Origin of the sequence: Litorerythrobacter xanthomarinus, from assembly GCF_046254955.1 — a bacterium.
GTDB lineage: Bacteria > Pseudomonadota > Alphaproteobacteria > Sphingomonadales > Sphingomonadaceae > Qipengyuania_C.
In genome coordinates this window covers 454,395-476,872 of the sequence record NZ_JBJXRG010000001.1, presented here as the reverse complement: position 1 = coordinate 476,872, position 22,478 = coordinate 454,395, and the positions used below count along the sequence as shown (strand labels likewise).

Below are 22,478 nucleotides of genomic sequence, written 5' to 3'. Positions count from 1 at the left end.
AGGCTTTACCAGAACAACCAGGTGTTCAGGAGCCGGCCGGGAAGGACCAATGCCACGAGCCCGGGAATTCCAAGCGCCCCGAAATACAGGCCGAGGATTTCGCTGCGATGCGCTTTAATGTCTCCGCGGCGCGCAGTGGCAACCACCTTGTAACTCACCCAGAAGGTCAAAGGTACGAAGAGGTGGATGAGGCTGACACTTCCACCGGTCTGGATGAAGATCGCGCTGCTCGCTGTCGTTAGCATCAGAGCGATCCAGATCTTGCCCAACAGCTTGTGCAGCGCGCCCCCCTTGCCGGCTAGCAACAACCACGCACCGAGAGGAATGGCCGGCAAGACCGTCGCAACGTGGATCACAATTGCGATCTCTCGCGAATTGGGGTGTTGGGGTGCGAGCCCAGTCAGTCCCCTCACGAGGGCGATCATCGTGGCGATAAGCAGCCCCCCTGCGAGCAGCATAACGCCGGTGCGGGCAGCCGGTCCGATGTCCATCGGGTGAGGGGGTTTGGCGGCAGTCGGGGCGAAGATGTTGCGAGCGAGGGAAGTCATGAAAAGGTCTCCAATTGCGAAGTCCCGCTCTTTGTGCAGCGTGCCCGCTGGCGCTCAATCGCCCTTGCATGATCTGGTGAAAGCTTGCGCGAATGGCGCGGAAATCCTCGCCTTCGCCATTTCGCGAAGCATTCAATGTCACTATGTCCTGCGCGATGGGTAAGGAGTTAACACCGAAGCAAGCGCCAACAGCGCGGCGGATCGCGGTGGACATAGCGATCATGACCCTGCTCGGGTTGTTGATGGCCATCCTCGGGCCATTCGGCAGTTTCGAGCTGCCCTTCGCGATCCGGCTAATCTATTGGCTTGCCCTCGGCTATGTCGGATATGCCGTTTATAGACCGATGGGACTTATCGTTGACCGGCTCCACCGCCGACTGGAGTTATCGCGCGGCTGGCTCTGGGTAACCGCATGCCTTTTGGCCACGATCCCGATGTCGGTGATCGTCTACGTGGTGGGATTCTTGCCCGGACCCATACCGATGCCGGATGCCGATACGGCGCTAAGGCAATATGTCTATGTCCTCGCAGTAGGCGGCGCAGTCACATTGCTTTTCGTCATGCTGGAAAAGCAGGAAACCGAAACTCATGACGTGAACGATCTGCAAACCGGCCGGGACGAGCAAGTGCCCGAGCCCACGGTAATGCAAAAAGAAGGGGTCAGGCTTGTCGGGCGCCTATCCCCGCCGCTCGGTTCCGACATTCTCGCGGTCGAGAATGAGGATCACTATGTCCGGGTCCATACCGCCCTCGGCTCAGAGCTAATCCTGATGCGTTTGGGCGATGCGGTTGAGGAACTCGGCGGGATCGATGGGATCCAGGTCCACCGGGGCTGGTGGGTCGCGCGCCACGCGGTCGAAGATGTCCGGCGAGAGGGGCGCAATATCCGCTTGGTTCTGCCGGGCGGAATCGAAGCTCCGGTCAGCCGAGCCAATGTGCAAGTGTTGAAGGACGCTGGCTGGTTATAGGAAAATAGTAGGCACCCAGCATGGCGGCGACGGAGCGCTGTACCTCGTGCTTAAACGGAGCCGCTGGCAACCCGCCAACTAAGCCTGCGAATTCCCAGCAAGGCAGCCCCAAGCAGCATGAAGAATGCCGCCAATCCCATGATATTCAACGCCAATTGTGACCATCCCAGCGTCGGCAGGTCGAGGAAGAAATAGGCGTAGAACCCCGTGAGTTCACCGTAGATGAGCGCGAATAGCGTGTAGATCACCGGCGCAATCATCACCAAGGGCAGGGATCGCCACGTCATCCCGTCGCCGCGCGAATTGACCAGCCACCAGCCCACCGTCGCCAGCGGAATGACCGTGTGGAACATGAGATTGGTCCACCAGTCGAGACCGACCGGATGATGGTCCGCCGCCAGAACGCCATGATAGACCACCCCGATCTGGGTCAGTGCAGTGGCCAGCGCGAACAAGATCCAAGGGGTGACGCGCTTGCCGCTCGCGACCAGCGCCATGATCGCCCCGGCGGCGAAGTTGCTCCAGATCGTGAAGTACCGAAACAGCAGCGCCAATGCAGCGAAAGGGCCGGTTTCTCCGCCTTGGTTGATCGTGGTCTGCAGTGCGATGGTGCCAAAGGCGAGTATCGCAATCGTTGCGGCAGCAATTCGGGCAGGCTGCGTGAGTGGTTTTGTCATGCGCAGCGCCCTAGCGAGGCCGAAGCGCGAGCGGTAGCGCAAACAAAAAGACCCCCGGCATTTCTACCGGGGGTCTCATGCGACCCGAAGGGTGGGAGGGAGCCTTCGGGTTAATGTTACTTACGTAACTCAGACGAGGTCAAAACGATCCGCGTCCATCACTTTTTTCCATGCGGATACGAAAGTCTCGACGAATTTCGCCTCGCCGCCGCTTTCGGCGAAGACCTCGGCAATCGCGCGCAATTGGCTGTTCGAGCCGAATACGAGATCGGTACGCGTAGCGCGGTACTTCTCTTCGCCCGAGCTGCGATCACGCCCGATGAACTCCTCGTCACCGCTTTCTTCGACCACGTCCCACTTCGTGCCCATGTCGAGGAGATTTACAAAGAAATCATTCGACAGCGTACCCGGGCGGTCAGTCAGAACTCCAATCTTGTTACCATGCTGGGCATGGGTGCTCACTGCGCCCAATGCGCGCATCCCGCCGACCAGCGCGGTCATTTCGGGGATCGAAAGTCCGAGGAGGTGGGCCTTGTCGACCAGCATTTCCTCGGTCTTCACGCTCGCCTTGGTGCGCAGGTAGTTGCGGAAACCGTCGGCAAACGGCTCAAGCGGTTCGAAGCTCTCGGCATCGGTCTGCTCGTCCGTCGCGTCGCCGCGGCCCGTGGTCACATCGACAGAGACGCTGTGGCCGCCGTCGCTGGCTGCCTTCTCGATCGCTGCTGCGCCAGCGAGCACGATGGCGTCGGCCATCGAGATTCCGCCGCGCAGCTCGTCGAGCTTGGCCAGAACCTTCGCCAGTTCTTCCGGATCATTGGCTGCCCAGTCCTTCTGCGGTGCGAGGCGGACGCGTGCGCCATTGGCGCCGCCGCGATGGTCCGAATTGCGGTAAGTCGAGGCTGAAGCCCAGGCCGCCTTAACCATTTCGCTCACTGTGAGCCCGCTGTCGAGTACGGCGGATTTGAACGAAGAAACATCGCCGTCGCTCGGTGCGGAGCCAGCCGGGACGGGATCCTGCCAGATCAGGTCTTCCGCAGGCACTTCAGGACCCTGGTAGCGGACCTTGGGACCCATGTCGCGGTGGCACAGCTTGAACCATGCGCGCGCAAAGGCATCGTCGAGCGCGGCCTGATCGTCACGGAAGCGCTCGGAAATCTTGCGATATTCCGGATCGCGCTTCAGCGCCATGTCGGCCGTGGTCATCATCGTCGGGACCTTATTGGAAGGATCGCGCGCATCAGGTGCCATATCTTCCGGATCCGGATTCACCGGCTGCCACTGGTTCGCGCCTGCCGGGCTCTGCACGAGTTCGTAGTCGTACTTGAACAGCAGGCGGAAATAGTCGCCACCCCACTGCGTCGGGTTGGGCGTCCATGCGCCTTCGATGCCCGAAGTGGTGATGTGACCCTTGTCGATCTCGTCCTGGTCATTGAGCCAACCGAAGCCCTGCAGCTGCATCGCCTCGCCTTCGGGCGAAGTGCCGAAGGTGTCGGAGGGAGCAGCACCGTGCGCCTTGCCGAATGCGTGGCCGCCTGCGGTCAGCGCAACGGTTTCCTCGTCATTCATGGCCATGCGGCTGAAAGTTTCGCGCATATCGCGCGCCATGCCTTCGGCATCGTGCGGATTGCCGCCCGGGCCTTCCGGATTGACGTAGATAAGGCCCATCTGGATTGCGGCCAGCGGGTTTTCCAGCGCCTTGCCTTCATCGGGGAGGATGCGCGTCTGCGCGCCCTGGTCGACCCACTTTTCTTCCGTGCCCCAATAGACCGTTTCCGGCTCGAACACGTCGGCACGGCCGCCGCCGAAGCCGAACACCGGTCCGCCCATCGATTCGATCGCGACATTACCGGCGAGGATGAAGAGGTCGGCCCAGCTGACATTCTGGCCATATTTCTGCTTGATCGGCCACAGCAGGCGGCGCGCCTTGTCGAGGTTGCCGTTATCCGGCCAAGAGTTGAGCGGGGCGAAACGCTGCTGCCCACTTGATGCACCGCCGCGTCCGTCGCCCGTGCGATAAGTACCGGCAGCGTGCCACGCCATGCGGATGAAGAATGGGCCGTAGTGACCATAGTCGGCCGGCCACCAGGGCTGGCTGTCGGTCATCAGCGCGGTCAGATCGGCCTTGAGTGCATTGTAATCGACCGTGTTGAACGCCTCGGCATAGTCGAAATCGGCGTCGTAAGGATTGGCGCGGCGGCCATCTTCCTTGAGGATGCCCAGTTCCAGTTGGTCGGGCCACCAATCCTTATTGGTGCGGCCGTGCAATCCGCGGTTTTCGCCAGAGAAGGGGCAACCGCCCGAAATCGAACCAGTTTCAGCGTCCATGTGAAGTCTCTCCTGTGAGTAGAAATTCGTGTCATCTATCAGACGACTCGCACCGTCCGATGTTCCGCTGCGCACCCTACCATTCGGCGAGGCGCACGCGAAACAAGATCATCCGATGAGTTTGAGTGAATAAATCAATCAGTAGCGATTGATTGAGTGGATCGATCAAACATTGGTGGAACCTTTGGAACTCGCGCCTGAGATTTTCCCGAGCTCGGATACCTGAACTTAAGCATCGCAGGTAACGAACCCGTCAGAGAATTGCGGCTAATGGAAATGGTATATCGAACGTCCATCTTTAGGAGTTTACGATGTCCAAACTCAGTATGGCAGCGCTGATGATTGCCGCCGCATTGATCGTGCTTGCAGTCATACTCGATCTTCCTTTCGTACGCGGTGGCAGCGGCGTATTCCTGCTTGCGGGCCTGGCCTATGCATATGTCGTAGCCAAGCGTGAAGTAGAGCTGCTGACTTACGCGGTGAAGAATCGCGACGATGTTTACGAATTGGAGGACGTTTACGAGGACGAGGCAGAGCAGATCGCTGTGCACGTTCCTGTGGTGAGCCGGCCTGCAAACATGCAACCGATGCGCGCCCGTCCAGTTGGCTGACTGAGAAGCTGCTCGCGTTGCCGCTCACCCGTCTGGGCGAGTCTTTGTCCCGCTATCGGTTTCCAAATTGGGCGCGGTCGAGCAGTTTGTGATCGGCCAACACTAGCGCCATCATAGCCTCGACCACCGGTGCGCCGCGAATGCCGACGCAGGGATCGTGACGACCTTTGGTGCGGATCTCTGTGGCGTTGCCTTCATTGTCGATCGTCTCGACCGGGGTGAGGATCGATGAAGTGGGCTTGAAGGCCACGCGGCACACCACTGGCTGGCCGGTCGAAATGCCTCCAGCTGTTCCGCCCGCGTGGTTGGCGAGGAATTGCGGTGAGCCTTCGTTGCTGCCGTTTTCGGCCGGACGCATCCGGTCCGCATTCTCCTCGCCCGAGAGACGCGCGGCGCCGAAGCCGTCGCCGATCTCCACGCCCTTGGTCGCGTTGATCCCCATCATGCCCGCCGCGATATCCGCATCGAGCTTGGCATAGACCGGCGCGCCCCAGCCTACCGGAACGCCTTCGGCCACGCATTCAACCACTGCGCCCAGTGACGAGCCAGCCTTGCGCGCTTCGTCGACCAGTTTTTCCCAGCGCTGCGCCGCCCAGGTGTCGGGGCAGAAGAACGGGTTGTTGCCGATCTCGGCGAGGTTCATCGCCTCGCGGTCGATGCTGTCGCCGCCGATTTCGCAGACATAGGCGGTGATCTTCACTTCAGGGATGATCAGCCGCGCAACTGCGCCTGCGGCTACGCGCGCCGCAGTCTCACGCGCGCTCGAGCGCCCGCCGCCGCGATAATCGCGAAAGCCGTATTTCTGGTCATAGCTATAATCGGCATGACCGGGCCGGTATGCCTTGGCGACTTCGGAGTAATCCTTGGAGCGCTGGTCGACATTCTCGATCATCAGGCTGATCGGCGTGCCGGTGGTCTTGCCTTCAAATACTCCGGAGAGGATCTTGACCTGGTCCGGCTCTTGCCGCTGGGTGGTGAACTTCGACTGGCCGGGGCGGCGCGCATCCATGAAGGGTTGGATATCCTTTTCGGACAGCGCGATACCCGGCGGGCAGCCGTCCAGCACCGCGCCCAGCGCAGGGCCATGACTTTCCCCCCATGTTGTGAAGCGCAGCACGCGTCCGAATGTGTTCCAGCTCATGCGCGCTTCCATAGCGAAAATGTGATGCCTGTCGAGCAACCGAACGTTTTCCTACTTCAAGGCGCTGTGGCAGTCCCTTCGCATGCACGCATTTCACTGCACGCTTCCCTCCGCGCCGATCCGGCGCTCGCGGGCACCTGTTTTTCGCACTCAGGACAGTGCTCCATGTGCTCCATCCAGTAGGATTTGGTCGGGCAAATCGAGGGGAAGACACTGGCAATTGCGCCCCACTTACGCGAGAAAGCCAGCATGATTGCCAAACTCAAAGGCCTGCTAGACGAAACCGGTGCGGACTGGGCCATCGTCGATGTGCAGGGCGTGGGCTATCTGGTCCATTGTTCGGCCAAGACCTTGGCAGCGCTGGGCGAGCAGGGAGAAGCCTGTACGGTCTATACCGATCTGCAAGTCTCCGAGAATGACATGCGCCTCTTGGGCTTTGCCGAAGCTGGTGAGCGCGACTGGTTCCGCTTGCTTACACAAGTGCAGGGCGTGGGCAGCAAGGTCGCGCTGGCGATCCTCTCGGCGCTCTCGACCGACGAGCTGCGCGATGCCTGCGCAGGGGGCGATGCGGCAAGCGTCTCTCGCGCGCAGGGCGTGGGGCCGAAACTCGCCGGACGGATCGTCAATGAGCTGAAGGACAAGGCCCAAACAATAGGTGGCGCGCTTCCGGGTGGCGGTATCGCGGGCGTTGCAGGCGCGCCTGTGTCGCCCGCAGGCGGTGCGAGCGCCGATGCGGTGAGCGCGCTGGAGAACCTCGGATTCAAGCCCGCAGTGGCCGCGCGCGCAGTCGCTCTTGCGCAATCCGAACTGGGCGAGGATGCGGGCGAAAGCGACCTGATCCGTGTCGCGCTGAAGAGGGCTGCGGGGTGATGGTTCTCGAAAGAGGTATCAATGGCAAGCTAAAGTTGCATGGGGGGCTCAGGGCGCTTCTACTCTTGGTTAGTATTGCAGTTATGGTCGGGATTGTAACAGCCGTTGGCGTTAGACATGTCCTGGATTGGATTGAAGAAACTGAGAAATGTGATGCTTCTGGGGGAATTTGGGTTGGCGGAATGCTGAGGGGTAGTCACTGCGCCACAAGTGATCCAAAGGACAAAAATTGGTGACTGATGCCGTCCCTCTCCACGACCCTGATCGCCAGCCACCCCGTCACCCTGAACTTGTTTCAGGGTCCATGACCGCCACGACGGGGCGGGAGAGGCTCAAAGCCCAAATCGCTCGCAAGGTCGCGCCAATGCGGGTTTGCGGCTTCGATCAGGTTGATCTTCCATTGCCTGCGCCAGTTCTTGATTTGCTTTTCCCGCGCGATCGCTTCGTCCATCGTGTCAAAGACTTCGATATAGACAAGCCTGAAAACCTTATAGTGGCTGGTGAAACCACCCGTTACTCCCTCGCGATCCTGCCAAATTCGGCCAGGCAGGTTCGAGGTCACGCCAGTGTAGAGAACGCCGCGATAGTCGCTCGCCAACAGGTATACGCAGGGGGTTCGGTCGCGTTTCACCAAGCGAGGCATGACGGGCGATGGATACTGAAACAAGTTCAGCATGACGGTATTGCGGAGTTGTAATGACTGACCCCGTCCCCCTTCACGATCCTGATCGCCAGCCAGATGATCCCGATGCGGCGCTGCGGCCCAAGACGCTTGGCGAGTTCATCGGGCAGGAAGGCGCGCGCGAGAACCTGCGCGTCTTTATCGAGGCGGCGCGCGGGCGGGGCGAGGCGATGGACCACGTACTGTTCTTCGGCCCTCCCGGCCTGGGCAAGACAACGCTGGCGCAAATCGTGGCGAAGGAAATGGGCGTAGGCTTTCGCGCCACGTCCGGCCCGGTGATCGCCAAGGCGGGCGATCTTGCCGCGCTGCTCACCAATCTAGAGCCCAACGATGTGCTGTTCATCGACGAAATCCATCGCCTCAATCCGGTAGTCGAGGAAATCCTCTATCCGGCGATGGAGGACCGCGCGCTCGATATCATTATCGGCGAGGGCCCGTCCGCACGCTCGGTCCGGATCGACTTGCCGCCGTTCACGCTGGTGGGCGCAACCACCCGGCAAGGCCTGCTGACCACGCCATTGCGCGACCGCTTCGGCATTCCCGTGCGGCTCAACTTCTACTCCCATGACGAGCTTGACCAGGTGGTCCAGCGCGGCGCGCGCCTGCTCGGCCTCGACATCGATGCCCAAGGCGCGCGCGAGATTGCCCGCCGTTCGCGTGGCACTCCGCGCGTGGCCGGGCGGTTGCTCAGGCGGGTGCGAGACTTTGCCGAAGTGGCGGGTGACGGCATGGTGACGCGCGCGATTGCCGATAGCGCGCTGACCCGGCTCGAGATTGACCGGCTGGGCCTAGATGCGATGGACCGGCGCTATCTCGCCATGATTGCAACCACTTACAAAGGCGGGCCGGTCGGTGTCGAAACGCTCGCCGCCGGTTTGTCGGAACCGCGCGACACGGTCGAGGAAGTGATTGAGCCTTACCTGATCCAGCTAGGACTTGTCGCCCGCACCGCGCGCGGCCGCATGCTCAACGACACCGGATGGGAACATATGGAAATGACGCCCCCACCAGCACAGGCGAGAGGGTCCGACAATCAATCCGGCCTGTTCGACGAGGGTAAGTAAGGCCTAGCGCCGCGGATCGTCCGAAGGATCGTTCGCCACGGTCTCGAACCCGGCATCGGTCCATTCTCGGATTCCGCCTTCGAGATGACGGACAATGGTGCCGCTATGCTGGGCAAGCTGTTCCGCCGCGATGCCTGAGCGGCGCGAAGAGCCGCAGTAGAGGATTACCTCGCGCGTTGTGTCATCGGGTATTGCCGCCGGGTCGAAGTGCGTCAGTGGCGCATTGAGCGCTCCCTCGATACGGCTGTCGGCGAATTCATACGGCGTTCGTACGTCGATCAGCACCACCTCTCCCGCTGCCAGCAGTATCGCCAGCTGATCGGCGGTAATGGTCGCCACACGGGCATTCGCGATATCGACCGCGTCGGGACCGTAGACTGCACTGTTCGAAGCGCAGCCTGCCAATGCGAGCGGTGCCGCGAGAGCGAAAGCGAAGCTCCGCAGACTCATTCGGAAGCCAGCCCGCGGATCACGTACTGCAGGATACCGCCATGCTTGTAGTATTCCATTTCGTTGGCGGTATCGATGCGGCACAGCGCCGTGAAGTTGGCTTTCGAACCGTCTTCATGGGTCACTTCGACCTCTACGTCCTGGCCCGGCTTGAGATCGGCCAGGCCCTTGATCGAGAAGGTGTCGTCCGCGCCGAGACCCAGCGTCTTGCGGCTGTCGCCTTCCTTGAACTGCAGCGGGAGCACGCCCATGCCGATCAGGTTGGAGCGGTGGATGCGCTCGTAGCTTTCGACCAGCACGGCGCGCACGCCGAGCAGGATCGTGCCTTTCGCCGCCCAGTCGCGTGACGAGCCGGTGCCGTATTCCTTGCCGCCGATCACGACGAGCGGGGTGCCGTCTTCCTTGTGCTTCATCGCCGCGTCATAGATCGGCATCTGCTCACCCTTGTAGGTGGTGAAGCCGCCCTCGACGCCCGGAACCATCTCGTTCTTGATGCGGATATTGGCGAAAGTGCCGCGCATCATCACTTCGTGGTTGCCGCGGCGCGAGCCGTAGGAGTTGAAGTCCGCCTTCGAGACCTGCCGTTCGTTCAGGTAGGAGCCTGCAGGGCTGTCTTCCTTGATCGATCCGGCCGGCGAAATGTGGTCGGTGGTGACCGAGTCGCCCAGGACCGCCAGCGGCTTGGCATCGGTGATATCCGCAACCGGGGCCGGAGTCATTTCCATGCCATCGAAGAACGGCGGGCTGGCGACATAGGTGCTGGTCGGGTTCCAGCGATAGGTGTCCGACGCTTCGACATTAATCGCCTGCCAGTGCTCGTCGCCCTTGTAGACATCGGCATAGCGCGTTTCGAACATCTGCCGGTCAATATTGGCGACGCGGTGCTCGTAGACTTCCTGGTTGGAAGGCCAAAGGTCCGCGAGCATCACGTCTTCGCCGTCCTGGTCCTGCCCGATCGGCGTTGTCGTGATGTCCTGTGTCACTGTGCCCAAGAGCGCATATGCAACCACCAGCGGGGGCGAGGCGAGGAAATTGGCGCGCACATCGGGTGAAACGCGGCCTTCGAAATTGCGGTTGCCCGAAAGCACCGAGGCGGCGACGATATCATTGCCGTTGATCGCCTTGCTGATCGGCGGGGCGAGCGGGCCGGAGTTGCCGATGCAGGTAGTACAGCCATAGCCAACAAGGTCGAAACCGATTTCGTTGAGGTGGTCCTGCAGGCCCGATTTCTCGAGATAGTCGGTCACGACCTGCGAGCCCGGTGCGAGCGAGGTCTTAACCCACGGCTTAGGCTTGAGGCCTTTCTCGACCGCCTTCTTGGCGACAAGGCCGGCGGCAATCAGCACATCGGGGTTGGATGTATTGGTGCAACTGGTGATCGCGGCAATAACCACGTCGCCGTCGCCGATGTCGTGATCCTTGCCGTCGACTGCGACACGCGCGGGAGCCGACTTGCCATAAACCGTATCGAGTTCGCCGTTGAATAGCTCATCGACATCGGGCAGCGCGACCTTGTCCTGCGGACGCTTCGGTCCGGCAAGGCTTGGCACGACTTTCGCCATGTCGAGCGAGAGCGTGTTGGAGAACACCGGCTCGTTCTCGGGCGTGAACCACATGCCCTGTTCCTTGGCATAGGCTTCGACCAGCGCGATCTGGTCTTCGCTGCGACCGGTGAGACGCAGGTATTCAATGGTTTTGTCGTCGATCCCGAAGAATCCGCAGGTCGCCCCGTATTCGGGCGCCATGTTGGCGATGGTTGCGCGGTCGGCCAGGCTGAGGTTCGATACGCCGGGACCATAGAACTCGACGAAGCGGCCCACCACGCCTACTTCGCGCAGCATCTGCACGCACGTCAGCACGAGATCGGTTGCGGTGACGCCTTCGGCCATCTTGTTGGTGAGCTTGAAGCCGACGACTTCAGGGATGAGCATCGAGATTGGCTGGCCAAGCATGGCTGCCTCAGCTTCGATCCCGCCAACGCCCCAGCCAAGCACGCCCAAGCCGTTGATCATGGTGGTGTGGCTGTCGGTGCCGACGCAGGTGTCAGGATAAGCGACCATTTCGCCATTCTGGTCTTTCGAAGACCACACACCGCGGCCAATGTGCTCGAGGTTCACCTGATGGCAGATCCCGGTTCCGGGAGGCACAGCGGAGAAATTCTCAAAGCTCTTCGAGCCCCATTTGAGGAAGTCGTAACGCTCCGCATTGCGGGCATATTCGAGCGCTACGTTTTGCTCGAAAGCCTTGGGGTGGCCGAATTCATCAACCATGACCGAGTGGTCGATGACGAGGTTCACGGGAACCTGCGGATTGATCTTGGCGGTGTCGCCGCCGAGCTTGCTGATCGCATCGCGCATGGCGGCAAGGTCGACCACGCAGGGCACCCCGGTGAAGTCCTGCAGCAGGACGCGGGCGGGCCGGTACTGAATTTCCTGTCCGGTTGCGGGATTGTTCTGCCAGTCGGCGATGGCCTGCACGTGCTCCTTGCCGACGGTGAAACCGCCGTCTTCGAAGCGCAGCATGTTCTCCAGCAGGACCTTCATCGAAAACGGGAGCCGCGACACGTCACCCACCGCCTCGGCCGCCTTGGCCAGCGAGTAATAGGCGATCGTTTCTCCGCCTACATTCATGGTGGTGCGTGTTCCGAGCGTATCCTGTCCGACCTTGGTCATCGTGCGAGCAATCCTTTCTGTATGCGGGCCGCCTGGCTTCTTTGGCGAAGGGGAAGCGGCTGTTGCCAGCGCAACTGCGCGACTCCCGGCTCTGCGTCAAGGGGGCGGAGACGGAACCATCGGCAACTCTTTGCATTGGTTGGGAAAGCCAGAATATGAGCGTGCCCGTTCGTGCCCGAGGAGTTTGAAATTGAATAGTCTAATGTTTGCCGATGACGAGAAGCACAAACCGGTGCGCGCAGGCGTGATGGCCGCATGCCTCGCTGTTGCTGCATGCTTTGGCGCAGCGCTTGCGCTTAGCAGTTCACCTGCGGAAGCGGGCGAAGTGGCTCCCTCTCCTGTAATGCAGGACCAGTCTTAAAGCGCACTTTGCTCCGGCCGCTTGCGGCGGCTAGCGATCAGGCAGGCAAGAATGATCAGCGATGCGCCGGAAATTGTCCAGCCGGTCACATCCTCGCCGAACATGAGCCAGCCCAGCAGCACTGCCCACAGGAAACCGGTGTATTCGAAAGGCACCAGCACCTGCGCTTCGGCGCGGGCATAGGCCCATGTGAGCATCACAGCAGCGGAAATCGCCAGTAGCGCGCCGAGGACCAGCTCCCCCCACACCTGCATATTGGGCCATTCGAGCAGGAATGGCGTGGCGCCCAGCAGGACCAGGGCGACTATACCGTTCTGGAAGGTGCTGACTTCGGTCGGCTTGGCGACGAGCGCCTGCTCGCGCTGCAGGATCAGGTTCCAGGCATACAGAACGGCAGAAAACACCACAGCGGCGAGGCCCCAAACCACTTCGTCGGTCATCTCTTCGCTGCCGACTTTTCCGCCGACAATCAGCAGCACACCGGCGAGACCGGCAACCCCGGCGACAATCGATCTCAGCTCGATCTTCTCTCCCAGCAATACCGCCGCCAGGAACAATGCTATGAGCGGCGCAATGAAAGAAATCGCGATCGCTTCGGCGAGCGGCAAACGCACGATGGCGTAAAAAAACGATAGCCCCATGAAGGCCACCACTACGCTGCGCTTGATGTGGATCCGCATGACTGCGCGCGATGGCATTGCGCGCGTCCGCAGCCACCAGACCGGAGCGATAATGCAAAATCCGACGATGCAGCGCAGGAAATAGGCGCTGAATGCACCGATCGCGAGCGACGCACTTTTCATGACCGCGTCCATCGTCGAGAAAAGTGCAATCCCGATGATCACCGCCACGATCGGCCGCAGATAGGATGGGGTTGCACTCATTGCCTGCCCTTATCGGCCATGTTGCGCTGCGTCATCACTTCTCTTGCAATTCAGGCTTCAGTCAGCACGAATTGTTGATGAACGGGGCGAAATTCCGTTAGATCGCCCGGCGAATGAAGCCGCGTGGCCGCGGGTTCGGTATGTGAAAGGGCCGTCTTGAAGAATTACCTGTCTCTATCCCTGATACTCGGGCTGAGTGTCGCAGCTGCTCCGCTTGCTGCGCAAAATGCGGCTCCGCAGGACTTGCTCTCGCAAGCCGAGGGCGAGTCCGAAGAGCGCACGGAAATGGATGTACCGACTTCGCAAGCTGAAGGCGTGGAGCAGGCTTTCGCCGGAACCGAATTCGTCAGCGAGCCGGTGATGCAGGATCTTTCGCCGCCGGTGGCGGAGTGGTCGATTGACGCGGCAGGGCAGCTCGCCTTCGCTCTGGAAACAGTTGATCGCGAAGGGCTCAATCCAGCCGACTACGAGATCGCTGCTTTGCGTGCCGCCGTGATTGCAGGTCCGAGCCCCCAATTGGACGAGATCGCCAGCCGCAATTTCATCTGGCTCGTCGAAGACATGCGCGATGGGCGCACGCCGATGTCTTCGCGCAAGCAGTGGTTCGTGGTTGATCCCGATCCCGATCGGTATCGCTCGCGCGATTTGCTGGCACAGGTGTCACAGACAGGCGACGTCGTCGACGCGCTCAATTTGGTCCGGCCCACCCATCCGGATTACCAGCGGCTGGTCGAGGCATTGGCCGATACGCCGCAAGCGGAAGCCGGGCGCCGCAAGCTGATCATGGCCAATCTCGATCGCTGGCGCTGGCTTCCACGCGATCTCGGCAACCAGTACCTTCTCACCAATGTGCCCGAATTCCAGCTGCGCCTGACCGTCAATGACAAAATCATCAGCACATATCGAACGATCGTCGGCAAACCGGGGCGCAATGCGACCCCGCAATTGGCCGAGATTGTCGAAGGCGTAGTGTTTAATCCCACCTGGACCGTCCCCCAATCGATAGTGAAAGGCGAAGGGCTGGGCCAGAAGGTACTCAACAATCCCAAATGGGCGCAATCGCAGGGCTACAAGGCCACGAAGGGCGCAGGTGGGTGGATCGGCGTGGTGCAACAGCCCGGACCGACCAATTCGCTCGGCATGATGAAGCTCGACATGCCCAATCCGCATGCGATTTTTCTGCACGATACACCTTCACGGCATCTCTTCGCTAATGACATGCGCGCTCTCTCGCATGGCTGCATTCGCACCGAGCGCGCGCTTGAACTGGCGATCACGATGGCGATTGTCGGTAAAGGCGCAACCAAGGAAGAAGCGATCGAGATCGTGACGTCGGGCGATTACACCAAGGTTCCGATGCAACGCGAATTTCCCGTCTATATCACTTACTTCACGATGGCTTCGGACATCGATGGCGAGCTGCGCACATTCAAGGACATTTACGGGCGCGACGAGCCGGTCCTGGCGGCGCTCGACCAGCCACGCGAATCCAATCGCGCGCGCAAGACGAGCGAGGAAGTAGTCGAAATCATCGACGATTTGCAGACGACCTAAGTCGCCCCAGCTAACCCTAGTAGCTTCCGGGCATTAGCCTTTCCTGCGTGGTGCGCGGATATTCCGCCGCAAGCAATTGCAAGTCTTGGGGCATGGGTTTCTGTGTGCCATCTTCATCAAGGCCAAGCACATCGGCGTAAAGCAGGCGACCGCCGGAAAGCCGCAACAGGGCGGTCCGGAAATCCTCTTTCCCGAGCGCAAAACAACCGTTCGAGCGGCCCAGCCGCCCCCAGCGCTCGACATGTTCGGGTTCGGCATATTTTGCAGAGTGCATCACGATATAGCGTTCGAATGCCGCATTATTGGTGGGATCGAGACCGCCCAGGCGAACCGACGTGCCGTAGCGGCCCGTGTACCATTCCCAGGTGACATAAGCACCGCGGCTGGTCGCGTTCGAGCCCTCGGTATTCGAGAAGCGATTGAGGAACCCGTCATGCTCGGGATCGGAGCCGGTACCATGCGCCACACGGAAGCTTTCTACGCTGTCCTGCTCGAGATTGACGAAATGGAAGCGCGGCAGCGCGGAATGGAGACCGAAATCGGCAATTCCGACGATATCCTTGCGCCAGATCACGTCACCGGCGCGTTCCAGCTCGCGTTTGGCGATATCGAACAGCACGCGGTCGCGCGCCGATCCGGCTTTTGCTGTCGCAAATGCACGCGCAGGCAAAGCCGCAAGCGCGCCTGCGGCCAATCCGCTTTTCAAGAGATCGCGCCGTTTCATACGCGCATTGTATAGCGTATTTCTATCTCAAGCGTGAATAGGCAGTTCAAGCAGCTTCGTGGATAGCCTTGGCTTTCATCCCCAGCTGAGCGAGCGCGGGCATATTCCCCATGACTGCCTGTTGGAATGCACCAATTGCTTCGAGCTTCGGGCTGTTTTCGGCAACAAGCTTTGCGATGGTAGGTCCAGCCAGGTCCAGCCGGCTGCTGCTGATCCAATCGCTAATCCGCGCGTCCTGTGACCACGCGCCGCGGTTCATCATCGAAATGAACTGCGCATAAGGGAATGTCGCAGGCGTGTCGGTCAACGGCCCGGGCGTGGCGAGAGCATTCTTGGCATCGTCGCCTTCGTAGTGCGCTTCGATCAGGGCACAGATGGAAGCGCTGAATACGACAAGCGGCACATGCAGAGGCTGGAGTGTGATTGTTTCGCCATCAAAAATGGGTTTGAGCTGCTTGGTCCTGCCAAACGGCACCGCAGTGGCAGTGCAATCGATAAACAGGCTGTTTTCGGGTACTTCGACCTCGCTATCGGCAAAAACCAGCTTGCCGGATTCAATTGCCTGCACCCGGCCATTGCGGATGACGTGCTTGATCTGGCGCATGATATCCACCTCGCCTTGCGAGACGGTGGCGAAATGGAACATCTCTGGCTCCACATCAGGATCTATCCGGAGATAGTAGTCCTTCTCGCCCAGTATTCTCATCATCTCTGCGCCGTCATTGGACTTGTTGGCGGCCTCCATGATCGCAATCTGCATATCGACCACGGTTTCGATAAAGTCTTCGCCTGGCTGATTGTAAATGCGGTTCCATAGCCAGCTCTCGCGTGGGCGAACCCAGCTGATGGTAGCTGGATCGACTCCAGCCTGGATCAGCCACACGGCGGTATCCATCGCGGTCTTGCCCGCGCCTAGGATGACGTAGTGATCGGGAAGCGCTTCAGGCGCTTTCCATAACTGCGGCAATTCGCCAGGAGGGACAGTTGTGACGCCCTCACCCTCGCTGAATGCTCGCTTATGGGTTGCGGGGACGGAGGTCTGATAGAATGTCGCGTCGACGAGTTTGCGGCGCACTGTGATGGTCGTCTCCTCACCACCAAGGATCGAAACAATCTTCGCCTCACCTGCTTGGTTCCTACCCTTGAACTCACTCAGCCGGTAGTATTCGACGCGGCCAGTTGGCAGCAGGCGCATGTTCATCACCCGCTCGAAGTAAGCCAGCACTTCGGCCCCACTGGCCAGCGCACGTAGCCCCTTGTTGGGGCCGTGCATGTCGACCTGTTCGCTGGGAAACTCGGTTGAGGGCACCCCATAGAAAGCGCTGGGTTGATGCAGAGTGACGAAGGAATAGGCATCGTTCCAGTGCCCGCCTGGCTTGGCGTGTTTGTCGACGAAGGTGATGTGGCAATCGGGGTCTTCGTCAATCAGCGTATCGGCGAATGCGAGGCCCACCGCGCCCGCGCCTACAATCAGGTAATCCGTTTCGAAATCCGCCATCGTCTCCACCTTCCACCAAGAATCGAGGCGGAAACGGTAGCCTATGCCGCGAGGATTGCCACCTTCGTGCTTTCCGCTGCCATCGCAACCATCGAGCGTGCATGGCGCTCGGCCACCGCGCGCTGATCATCGCCATAGCCGCCGCCGAGCGCCGAGGCGATCGGGATTCCGCGCCGCCGCGCCTCGCCGATAACATAGCGATCGCGCGCCACCAGCCCGCTGTCGCTCAGCGCAAGGCGACCCAGCCGGTCATCGACGTGCGGGTCGACCCCGGCTTGGTACAGCACCAGGTCAGGCGCGAAGTCTTTCAGCAGTTCGGGCACGTTGCGCGAAAGCGCTTCAAGATAGCCGTCATCGTCTGTGCCATCGGGCAGGGCTATGTCGCGGCTGGAACGCGCCTTTCGTGCCGGGAAATTCTTCTCGGCATGGAGCGAGAGCGTGAAGATGTCTTCGCGCCCCGCGGTGAGGCTGGCGGTGCCGTCACCCTGATGGACATCGCAATCGATGATTAGGATTCGCTGGGCATCTCCCTCGGCAATCAGGCGATTCGATGCGACGGCCAAGTCATTGAACACGCAGTATCCCGCGCCGGTGTCGTGCAGCGCGTGGTGGCTCCCGGCGGCGCTATTGGCGGCATAACCATGGCGTTTGGCAAGCCGCGCGGCGAGCCATGTCCCGCCATTGGTGTGGCGCACTCTGGAGGCGATATGCGGGGTCACCGGGAAGCCGATGCGCCGCTCCTTTTCGCGCGGGACTGCGGCGCGAAAGACCTCGTCGACATAGTTCGGGCAATGTACAGCCTCAAGCCATTGGCGCGGGCAGGGCTCGGGCGCATGTTCGGTCAGCGGATAGCCGCTCTCGCGCAAGGCTTCCATGACCAGGTAGTATTTGTCGAACTTGAAAGTGCCCCGCTCAGGACGAGGTGCCATGTAGTCGGCGTGATGGACGACGTGGAGCAAAGCTTGTTATCAGTCCTCGCCGATTTTAATCTTGCCAACGCGGAGGCGGTCAATCCTCGCATCGCGAATACGCAGGCGCCCGATAGCCATTCGTCCAACTGCGAGGGCACCGATTGCGATTGCACCGACGGCCAGAGCGCCAAGCGCAAAGGCTCCTGCTGCGACTGCCCCAACGGGTCGCCCGGCGCTCGCCTTGGCAGCCGTTGTCGCAGCTTCGCTCACAACCGGCAGCTGCTGCGCATCAACGACCGGTTTGCGTTCGGTTTTGGTTTGCGGCTTGCTGTCCATCGATTTGCGCCTCCTCTGGGTGACTGGGTATCGCGTTCTACTCCGCGGGCTCTTTCACCGCATGCGGATCGAATGCAGTGGCTTCGCCAGCTTCGATCTTCGCCGCCTTCTCCTCGACAAGCTTAACGATATGGTCAAGCATGTCGCCGTCCTGAACGTGGTGATCGGTCACGCCGGAGAGGTAGACCATGTGCTTGCCCGCTCCGCCGCCGGTGATGCCTATATCGGTCTCGCGCGCCTCGCCGGGTCCGTTGACGACGCAGCCGAGCACCGAAAGGCTCATCGGCGTCTTGATATGCTCCAGACGCTTCTCCAGCGCCTCGACCGTGCGGATCACGTCGAATCCCTGCCGCGAACAGCTCGGGCAGGAGACGACCCGAACGCCGCGTGTGCGCAGGCCCAGCGATTTCAGGATTTCGAAGCCGACCTTCACTTCCTGCTCCGGTTCGGCAGACAGGCTGACGCGGATCGTATCGCCGATCCCGGCCCACAGCAGCGAGCCGATACCGAGCGATGACTTCACCGTGCCGCCTATCAGCCCGCCAGCCTCGGTAATGCCCAGATGCAGCGGGCAGTCCACTGCTTCGGCGAGCCCATGATAGGCGGCCACTGCGAGGAATACGTCGGAGGCTTTCACCGCCACCTTGTATTCGTGGAAATCGTGATCCTGCAGCAGCTTGATATGGTCGAGCGCGCTTTCGATTAGCGCTTCGGGGCACGGCTCGCCGTATTTCTCGAGCAGGTCTTTCTCGAGACTGCCTGCATTGACCCCGATGCGGATCGCGCAGCCATTGGCCTTGGCCGCGCGGACCACTTCGGCCACGCGCTCTGACGAGCCGATATTGCCAGGATTGATCCGGAGGCAAGCCGCGCCCTTGTCGGCCGCTTCGAGCGCGCGTTTGTAGTGGAAATGGATATCGGCAACGATCGGGATGTTCGCCGCCTTGGTAATCTGGTCGAAATTCTCGGTCGATTCAGCCGTCGGGCAAGATACACGGATGATGTCTGCACCCGCATCCTCGCAGCGGCGGATCTGGTCGATCGTCGCGCCGACATCTTCTGTCGGCGTATTGGTCATGGTCTGCACCGTAATCGGCGCATCGCCGCCCACAGGTACATCGCCGACCATGATCTGGCGGCTCTTGCGGCGCATGATTTCGCGCCACGGGCGGATCGAAGAGAGCGTGTCTGAAGACATATTGCTCGAGCATATAGGCGCGCGCGGATGAAGGAGCAATGACACCGCGTCAGCAGCTGTATGATCGCCTGAGGCTTGTACAACTCGACGAACGGCATTCCTGCGACTACAAGTGTAGTTGCAAGCGTCAGGCAATACGGGCAGGTTCCCACCATGAAGAAAGCTCATCAACTGGTCGGATTCGGCTCGCTTGCAGCCGCTGCCGCATTGTCGCCCGTCGCTCTCCTAGCGACTGATACCGTCAACTCCTCTGCTACAACCTGCGTCGCACCGGCAGACAGTTCGAATGCGGCGACGGCCTGCGCGCTGGCGCGTGAGCTGGAACGCGGCTTCGTCTATCCCGATGTCGGCGAACGCTATGCAGAGATGCTGCGGGCGAATGTTGCAAAGGGCGCCTATGCCGAACTGGCGGGTGAAGCGCTGGCGGACCGCCTGACTGATGATCTGCAAGCGGTGCAAGCTGACGCCCATCTGCGCGTGAGGCCCGCCAGTAACAGCGAGCAGCGCCAACGCCGGGCTGCCGGTGAGCGCCCGGCCATGATCGAACAGGGCGGTTGGATTGCACCAGGAATCGCTTTTGTGCGCCTTAACGGCTTTCCCGGCGATCCGGCGGTTACCGCGCAGGCGGCGGCATTCATGGAAGCGCATCAGGAGGCAAAGGCGCTGATTTTCGATATCCGCACCAATGGCGGCGGCGGTCTTGACCAGATGGACGTGATCTTCCCCTGGCTGTTCGATGCGCCCGCTCGCCTTGTGACCATGGCAACGCGCCGATCCATCGACGAAGAGATGGGCAATATGTTCGGCAGCGCGACCCTGTATGAGACTGGCTCGACAGAGCAGGAGGTTGTCCGCGAACATTGGGTGCTGCCCAATCGCGAGGGCCGGCTGCAGCAGGCATCTGTATATGTGCTGAGCGGACCCATGACGGGATCGGCGGGTGAGCATTTCGCGCTGGCGATGAAGCATACGGGACGTGCCACTCTTGTTGGTGAGGCAACTTACGGCGCCAACCATTTTGGCGGTGAAACCCCGCTGCCGGGCGGGTTCGAAGTATTTGTCCCGGTGGGCCGGACCTATGACCCGCTGACCGGCAAGGATTGGGAAGGCGACGGGGTTGCCCCCGATGTCGAGATGCCGCCGGAAGTCGCGCTCGAATGGGTGCTGCAGGAATTGGGTGTTGCGGCTGAAGAGGCGTCAGCCTTGTCCGAGACGCATAAGCCGACGCGCCCGATGCGCCGCCGCAGCGGGTAGGAGTCTTTCTTACATCTCAATCGTGCAACCGCGCCGCTTGCCAGCCAGCTGGCGATGCGCGACAAGCCGCTTGCAATGACGCAGGACTCTTCACTGACCGATCAAACCGCTATGGACGGCCCGCTACTGTTCGCTCGCGTGCTCGATGGCAAGGGCGGCTGTCGACTGGTCTCGTGGGCCGAAGCGCAAGGGTGGAAGTCAGCACCGGACAATCCGGATGCGATTTTGTGGGTTCACCTCGACCGGACCAAGCCGGGTGTTGCCGAGTGGCTCGAGAGCGGCCTTTCGATTCCCGAGCCAACGGTGGAACTGCTCACCAGCGACCAAACCCGTCCGCGCGCCTTTACCGAAGGAGAAGCGCTCGTCGCCACGCTGCGCGGGATCAATTTCAATCCCGGGGCGGAGCCGGAAGACATGGTATCGATGCAGCTGTGGTGCGATGGTACGCGGCTTGTCACTTTGCGCCGCCATCCGCTGCAAACCCCGCGCGATACCTTGGCCGAGATCGATGGCGGTTCCGGACCGCAGGATGCCGGCGCACTGATCACTTCATTGACCGAGCACATGGTCCACCGGATGAACCAGTCGATTGTCGATATGAACGAGTACATCGATCGGCTCGAGGATCTGGATCCTGACGACCACGCCGAAGAGATGCTGCGCAAGATCACGCGTATCCGTCGCAACTGCCTGGCACTGCAGCGTCACATGGGGCCGCAGCACGTTGCACTGGAACTGATCGCGCGCGATGCTCCGCCGTGGTTCGAACATCATGACCGGCGCGAGATTGACGAGACCATCGCGCTTCTGCGGCGCTTTCTCGACGATATCGATATCAGCAAGGAAAGCGCTGTGGTGATGCAGGACGAACTGCGCGCTCGCAGCCTCGCCTCGAGCGAGCACGCGACCTACATGCTGACGATCGTGGCGGGAATTTTCCTGCCGCTGGGGTTCCTCACAGGGCTGCTTGGCATCAATGTCGGCGGAATGCCAGGCGTCGATGATCCCATGGCATTCTGGGCGGTCGTGGGCCTGTGCGTGGCAGTGCTTGTGGTCCTGCTGGTGATCTTCAAGCGCCTGAAATGGCTCTAGTTCGCTAGCTGGCTTCTACCAGCGCACCAGTTTCGGCACGACCAGTCGCCCAACCATGGCAGCAATCACGATCGGCGCGATGTGCCATACCCCGATATGGGCCAGGCCATCGAGCGGGCAGCTCATGCCGTAGGCCACTGTGCCCAGCGCGCCGGCGGCAACACCCGTGTGCCAGCCCGCGGTGTTGAGTGAAACCGGAGCGCCGCGCCGAAGCCAAAACACCAACGCGGCGCCCGTGACGAGCGATGCGGCGAACGAAGCAAGCATGCAATCGACGCCGTAAGGATCGGCCATCGCATGGGCCGCTCCGCTTCCCGCTACGATAGTCGAGACCGCGACGATCGGGATCACGCCCACCATGGCCATGGTCCAGCGCGCGCCGTCATAATGGCTACCCACCTGCGGGCGCGCCATGGCAAGCACGCTGGTCGCGCTGGCGAGACCCATCAGCAGGATGAGGCCGTGTGCGATGTAGAAAATGATCGACGCTTCGCCGATCATCGCGCCCAGCCAGAGCCCGTGGAAGTATTCGACCAGCAGGACTGTCGCCACTGCGGCCAGCGCAACCAGCGCCAGCCCGTCGCGTGTCTTGAGCACTTTGACCGGTTCCATCTCGGATGCGAGTTGGTCGATCAAGGGGTTGGGAACCCGATTCATT

Annotated in this window: 22 protein-coding genes; 8 read left to right on the top strand and 14 right to left on the bottom strand. The window is 61.0% G+C overall.

The window, feature by feature from the left end; translation table 11 throughout:
- Positions 1 to 5: 5 nt before the first annotated feature.
- Complete coding sequence (locus tag ACEWMW_RS02445) at positions 6 to 548, bottom strand: DUF2306 domain-containing protein (protein ID WP_409412303.1); 543 nt, start codon at positions 546 to 548, stop codon at positions 6 to 8.
- 92 nt (positions 549 to 640) lie between these two features.
- Between ACEWMW_RS02445 and ACEWMW_RS02440 the strand changes: the two genes are divergently transcribed.
- Positions 641 to 1,516, top strand: a complete 876-nt coding sequence (locus ACEWMW_RS02440) for a LytTR family DNA-binding domain-containing protein (protein WP_409412302.1) — start codon at positions 641 to 643, stop codon at positions 1,514 to 1,516.
- Positions 1,517 to 1,566: 50 nt separating this feature from the next.
- On the opposite strand, the gene ACEWMW_RS02435 is transcribed toward ACEWMW_RS02440, so the two are convergent.
- Positions 1,567 to 2,193, bottom strand: coding sequence for a Pr6Pr family membrane protein (locus tag ACEWMW_RS02435; RefSeq protein ID WP_409412301.1), 627 nt, complete (start codon positions 2,191 to 2,193; stop codon positions 1,567 to 1,569).
- A gap of 129 nt (positions 2,194 to 2,322) precedes the next feature.
- Positions 2,323 to 4,518, bottom strand: coding sequence for a catalase/peroxidase HPI (gene katG, locus ACEWMW_RS02430; protein WP_409412300.1), 2,196 nt, complete (start codon positions 4,516 to 4,518; stop codon positions 2,323 to 2,325).
- Positions 4,519 to 4,829: 311 nt separating this feature from the next.
- Here katG and ACEWMW_RS02425 point away from each other — a divergent pair, with 311 nt between their 5' ends.
- Positions 4,830 to 5,129 (top strand): hypothetical protein, encoded by a 300-nt coding sequence (locus ACEWMW_RS02425; protein ID WP_409412299.1) that lies wholly within the window; start codon positions 4,830 to 4,832, stop codon positions 5,127 to 5,129.
- 52 nt (positions 5,130 to 5,181) lie between these two features.
- Here the strand turns inward: ACEWMW_RS02425 and aroC are convergent, their stop codons facing one another.
- Positions 5,182 to 6,270, bottom strand: coding sequence for a chorismate synthase (gene aroC, locus ACEWMW_RS02420; protein WP_409412298.1), 1,089 nt, complete (start codon positions 6,268 to 6,270; stop codon positions 5,182 to 5,184).
- A 249-nt stretch (positions 6,271 to 6,519) separates the two neighbouring features.
- On the opposite strand from aroC, the gene ruvA reads away from it, so the two are divergent.
- The gene (gene ruvA / locus ACEWMW_RS02415; protein ID WP_409412297.1) at positions 6,520 to 7,140 is read left to right on the top strand and encodes a Holliday junction branch migration protein RuvA; all 621 of its coding nucleotides are present in this window, start codon (positions 6,520 to 6,522) and stop codon (positions 7,138 to 7,140) included.
- A gap of 295 nt (positions 7,141 to 7,435) precedes the next feature.
- On the opposite strand, the gene ACEWMW_RS02410 is transcribed toward ruvA, so the two are convergent.
- The gene (locus tag ACEWMW_RS02410) at positions 7,436 to 7,771 is read right to left on the bottom strand and encodes a GIY-YIG nuclease family protein (RefSeq protein ID WP_409412296.1); all 336 of its coding nucleotides are present in this window, start codon (positions 7,769 to 7,771) and stop codon (positions 7,436 to 7,438) included.
- A gap of 65 nt (positions 7,772 to 7,836) precedes the next feature.
- On the opposite strand from ACEWMW_RS02410, the gene ruvB reads away from it, so the two are divergent.
- Complete coding sequence (gene ruvB, locus ACEWMW_RS02405) at positions 7,837 to 8,886, top strand: Holliday junction branch migration DNA helicase RuvB (RefSeq protein ID WP_409412295.1); 1,050 nt, start codon at positions 7,837 to 7,839, stop codon at positions 8,884 to 8,886.
- A 3-nt stretch (positions 8,887 to 8,889) separates the two neighbouring features.
- Here the strand turns inward: ruvB and ACEWMW_RS02400 are convergent, their stop codons facing one another.
- Positions 8,890 to 9,336 (bottom strand): rhodanese-like domain-containing protein, encoded by a 447-nt coding sequence (locus ACEWMW_RS02400; RefSeq protein WP_409412294.1) that lies wholly within the window; start codon positions 9,334 to 9,336, stop codon positions 8,890 to 8,892.
- On the bottom strand, positions 9,333 to 12,008 hold the full coding sequence (acnA, locus tag ACEWMW_RS02395; protein ID WP_409412293.1) for an aconitate hydratase AcnA: 2,676 nt from the start codon (positions 12,006 to 12,008) through the stop codon (positions 9,333 to 9,335). Before acnA ends, ACEWMW_RS02400 begins: the two co-directional genes overlap by 4 nt.
- 190 nt (positions 12,009 to 12,198) lie before the next feature.
- Here acnA and ACEWMW_RS02390 point away from each other — a divergent pair, with 190 nt between their 5' ends.
- The gene (locus tag ACEWMW_RS02390) at positions 12,199 to 12,369 is read left to right on the top strand and encodes a hypothetical protein (protein ID WP_409412292.1); all 171 of its coding nucleotides are present in this window, start codon (positions 12,199 to 12,201) and stop codon (positions 12,367 to 12,369) included.
- Here ACEWMW_RS02390 and ACEWMW_RS02385 read toward each other — a convergent pair.
- The gene (locus ACEWMW_RS02385; protein WP_409412291.1) at positions 12,366 to 13,253 is read right to left on the bottom strand and encodes a DMT family transporter; all 888 of its coding nucleotides are present in this window, start codon (positions 13,251 to 13,253) and stop codon (positions 12,366 to 12,368) included. The genes ACEWMW_RS02390 and ACEWMW_RS02385 overlap by 4 nt on opposite strands.
- Before the next feature lie 156 nt (positions 13,254 to 13,409).
- Between ACEWMW_RS02385 and ACEWMW_RS02380 the strand changes: the two genes are divergently transcribed.
- On the top strand, positions 13,410 to 14,807 hold the full coding sequence (locus ACEWMW_RS02380) for a L,D-transpeptidase family protein (protein WP_409412290.1): 1,398 nt from the start codon (positions 13,410 to 13,412) through the stop codon (positions 14,805 to 14,807).
- A gap of 16 nt (positions 14,808 to 14,823) precedes the next feature.
- Here ACEWMW_RS02380 and ACEWMW_RS02375 read toward each other — a convergent pair whose 3' ends face one another.
- The 5 genes from ACEWMW_RS02375 to ispG are packed head-to-tail and all read right to left on the bottom strand — an operon-like array spanning position 14,824 to position 19,474.
- Entirely contained in the window at positions 14,824 to 15,531 is a 708-nt protein-coding gene (locus ACEWMW_RS02375; protein ID WP_409412289.1) for a murein L,D-transpeptidase catalytic domain-containing protein, read from the bottom strand.
- Positions 15,532 to 15,577: 46 nt separating this feature from the next.
- On the bottom strand, positions 15,578 to 17,029 hold the full coding sequence (locus ACEWMW_RS02370) for an NAD(P)-binding protein (protein ID WP_409412288.1): 1,452 nt from the start codon (positions 17,027 to 17,029) through the stop codon (positions 15,578 to 15,580).
- A 41-nt stretch (positions 17,030 to 17,070) separates the two neighbouring features.
- Entirely contained in the window at positions 17,071 to 17,958 is an 888-nt protein-coding gene (locus tag ACEWMW_RS02365; protein WP_409413591.1) for a histone deacetylase family protein, read from the bottom strand.
- 39 nt (positions 17,959 to 17,997) lie between these two features.
- Positions 17,998 to 18,276: a hypothetical protein gene (locus ACEWMW_RS02360; protein WP_409412287.1), complete on the bottom strand. Its 279-nt coding sequence runs from the start codon at positions 18,274 to 18,276 to the stop codon at positions 17,998 to 18,000.
- 37 nt (positions 18,277 to 18,313) lie between these two features.
- Positions 18,314 to 19,474, bottom strand: a complete 1,161-nt coding sequence (gene ispG, locus ACEWMW_RS02355) for a flavodoxin-dependent (E)-4-hydroxy-3-methylbut-2-enyl-diphosphate synthase (protein ID WP_409412286.1) — start codon at positions 19,472 to 19,474, stop codon at positions 18,314 to 18,316.
- A gap of 153 nt (positions 19,475 to 19,627) precedes the next feature.
- Here ispG and ACEWMW_RS02350 point away from each other — a divergent pair, with 153 nt between their 5' ends.
- Complete coding sequence (locus ACEWMW_RS02350) at positions 19,628 to 20,728, top strand: S41 family peptidase (protein WP_409412285.1); 1,101 nt, start codon at positions 19,628 to 19,630, stop codon at positions 20,726 to 20,728.
- 54 nt (positions 20,729 to 20,782) lie between these two features.
- Complete coding sequence (locus ACEWMW_RS02345) at positions 20,783 to 21,820, top strand: CorA family divalent cation transporter (RefSeq protein WP_409412284.1); 1,038 nt, start codon at positions 20,783 to 20,785, stop codon at positions 21,818 to 21,820.
- 15 nt (positions 21,821 to 21,835) lie between these two features.
- On the opposite strand, the gene ACEWMW_RS02340 is transcribed toward ACEWMW_RS02345, so the two are convergent.
- A complete protein-coding gene (locus ACEWMW_RS02340; protein WP_409412283.1) occupies positions 21,836 to 22,477 on the bottom strand; it encodes an NrsF family protein in 642 nt (213 codons plus the stop codon).
- Position 22,478: the final 1 nt, after the last annotated feature.

What these genes read in the sequence shown, in the direction of transcription:
- ACEWMW_RS02365 (WP_409413591.1), bottom strand. Translation starts at nt 17,958, where the DNA reads ATGGCACCTCGTCCTGAGCGGGGCACTTTCAAGTTCGACAAATACTAC.
- ACEWMW_RS02425 (WP_409412299.1), top strand. Translation starts at nt 4,830, where the DNA reads ATGTCCAAACTCAGTATGGCAGCGCTGATGATTGCCGCCGCATTGATC.
- ACEWMW_RS02370 (WP_409412288.1), bottom strand. Translation starts at nt 17,029, where the DNA reads ATGGCGGATTTCGAAACGGATTACCTGATTGTAGGCGCGGGCGCGGTG.
- ACEWMW_RS02400 (WP_409412294.1), bottom strand. Translation starts at nt 9,336, where the DNA reads ATGAGTCTGCGGAGCTTCGCTTTCGCTCTCGCGGCACCGCTCGCATTG.
- ACEWMW_RS02350 (WP_409412285.1), top strand. Translation starts at nt 19,628, where the DNA reads ATGAAGAAAGCTCATCAACTGGTCGGATTCGGCTCGCTTGCAGCCGCT.
- ruvB (WP_409412295.1), top strand. Translation starts at nt 7,837, where the DNA reads ATGACTGACCCCGTCCCCCTTCACGATCCTGATCGCCAGCCAGATGAT.
- ACEWMW_RS02340 (WP_409412283.1), bottom strand. Translation starts at nt 22,477, where the DNA reads ATGAATCGGGTTCCCAACCCCTTGATCGACCAACTCGCATCCGAGATG.
- ACEWMW_RS02440 (WP_409412302.1), top strand. Translation starts at nt 641, where the DNA reads ATGGCGCGGAAATCCTCGCCTTCGCCATTTCGCGAAGCATTCAATGTC.
- ispG (WP_409412286.1), bottom strand. Translation starts at nt 19,474, where the DNA reads ATGTCTTCAGACACGCTCTCTTCGATCCGCCCGTGGCGCGAAATCATG.
- ACEWMW_RS02435 (WP_409412301.1), bottom strand. Translation starts at nt 2,193, where the DNA reads ATGACAAAACCACTCACGCAGCCTGCCCGAATTGCTGCCGCAACGATT.
- ruvA (WP_409412297.1), top strand. Translation starts at nt 6,520, where the DNA reads ATGATTGCCAAACTCAAAGGCCTGCTAGACGAAACCGGTGCGGACTGG.
- katG (WP_409412300.1), bottom strand. Translation starts at nt 4,518, where the DNA reads ATGGACGCTGAAACTGGTTCGATTTCGGGCGGTTGCCCCTTCTCTGGC.
- ACEWMW_RS02345 (WP_409412284.1), top strand. Translation starts at nt 20,783, where the DNA reads ATGCGCGACAAGCCGCTTGCAATGACGCAGGACTCTTCACTGACCGAT.
- acnA (WP_409412293.1), bottom strand. Translation starts at nt 12,008, where the DNA reads ATGACCAAGGTCGGACAGGATACGCTCGGAACACGCACCACCATGAAT.
- ACEWMW_RS02445 (WP_409412303.1), bottom strand. Translation starts at nt 548, where the DNA reads ATGACTTCCCTCGCTCGCAACATCTTCGCCCCGACTGCCGCCAAACCC.
- ACEWMW_RS02360 (WP_409412287.1), bottom strand. Translation starts at nt 18,276, where the DNA reads ATGGACAGCAAGCCGCAAACCAAAACCGAACGCAAACCGGTCGTTGAT.
- ACEWMW_RS02375 (WP_409412289.1), bottom strand. Translation starts at nt 15,531, where the DNA reads ATGAAACGGCGCGATCTCTTGAAAAGCGGATTGGCCGCAGGCGCGCTT.
- ACEWMW_RS02385 (WP_409412291.1), bottom strand. Translation starts at nt 13,253, where the DNA reads ATGAGTGCAACCCCATCCTATCTGCGGCCGATCGTGGCGGTGATCATC.
- aroC (WP_409412298.1), bottom strand. Translation starts at nt 6,270, where the DNA reads ATGAGCTGGAACACATTCGGACGCGTGCTGCGCTTCACAACATGGGGG.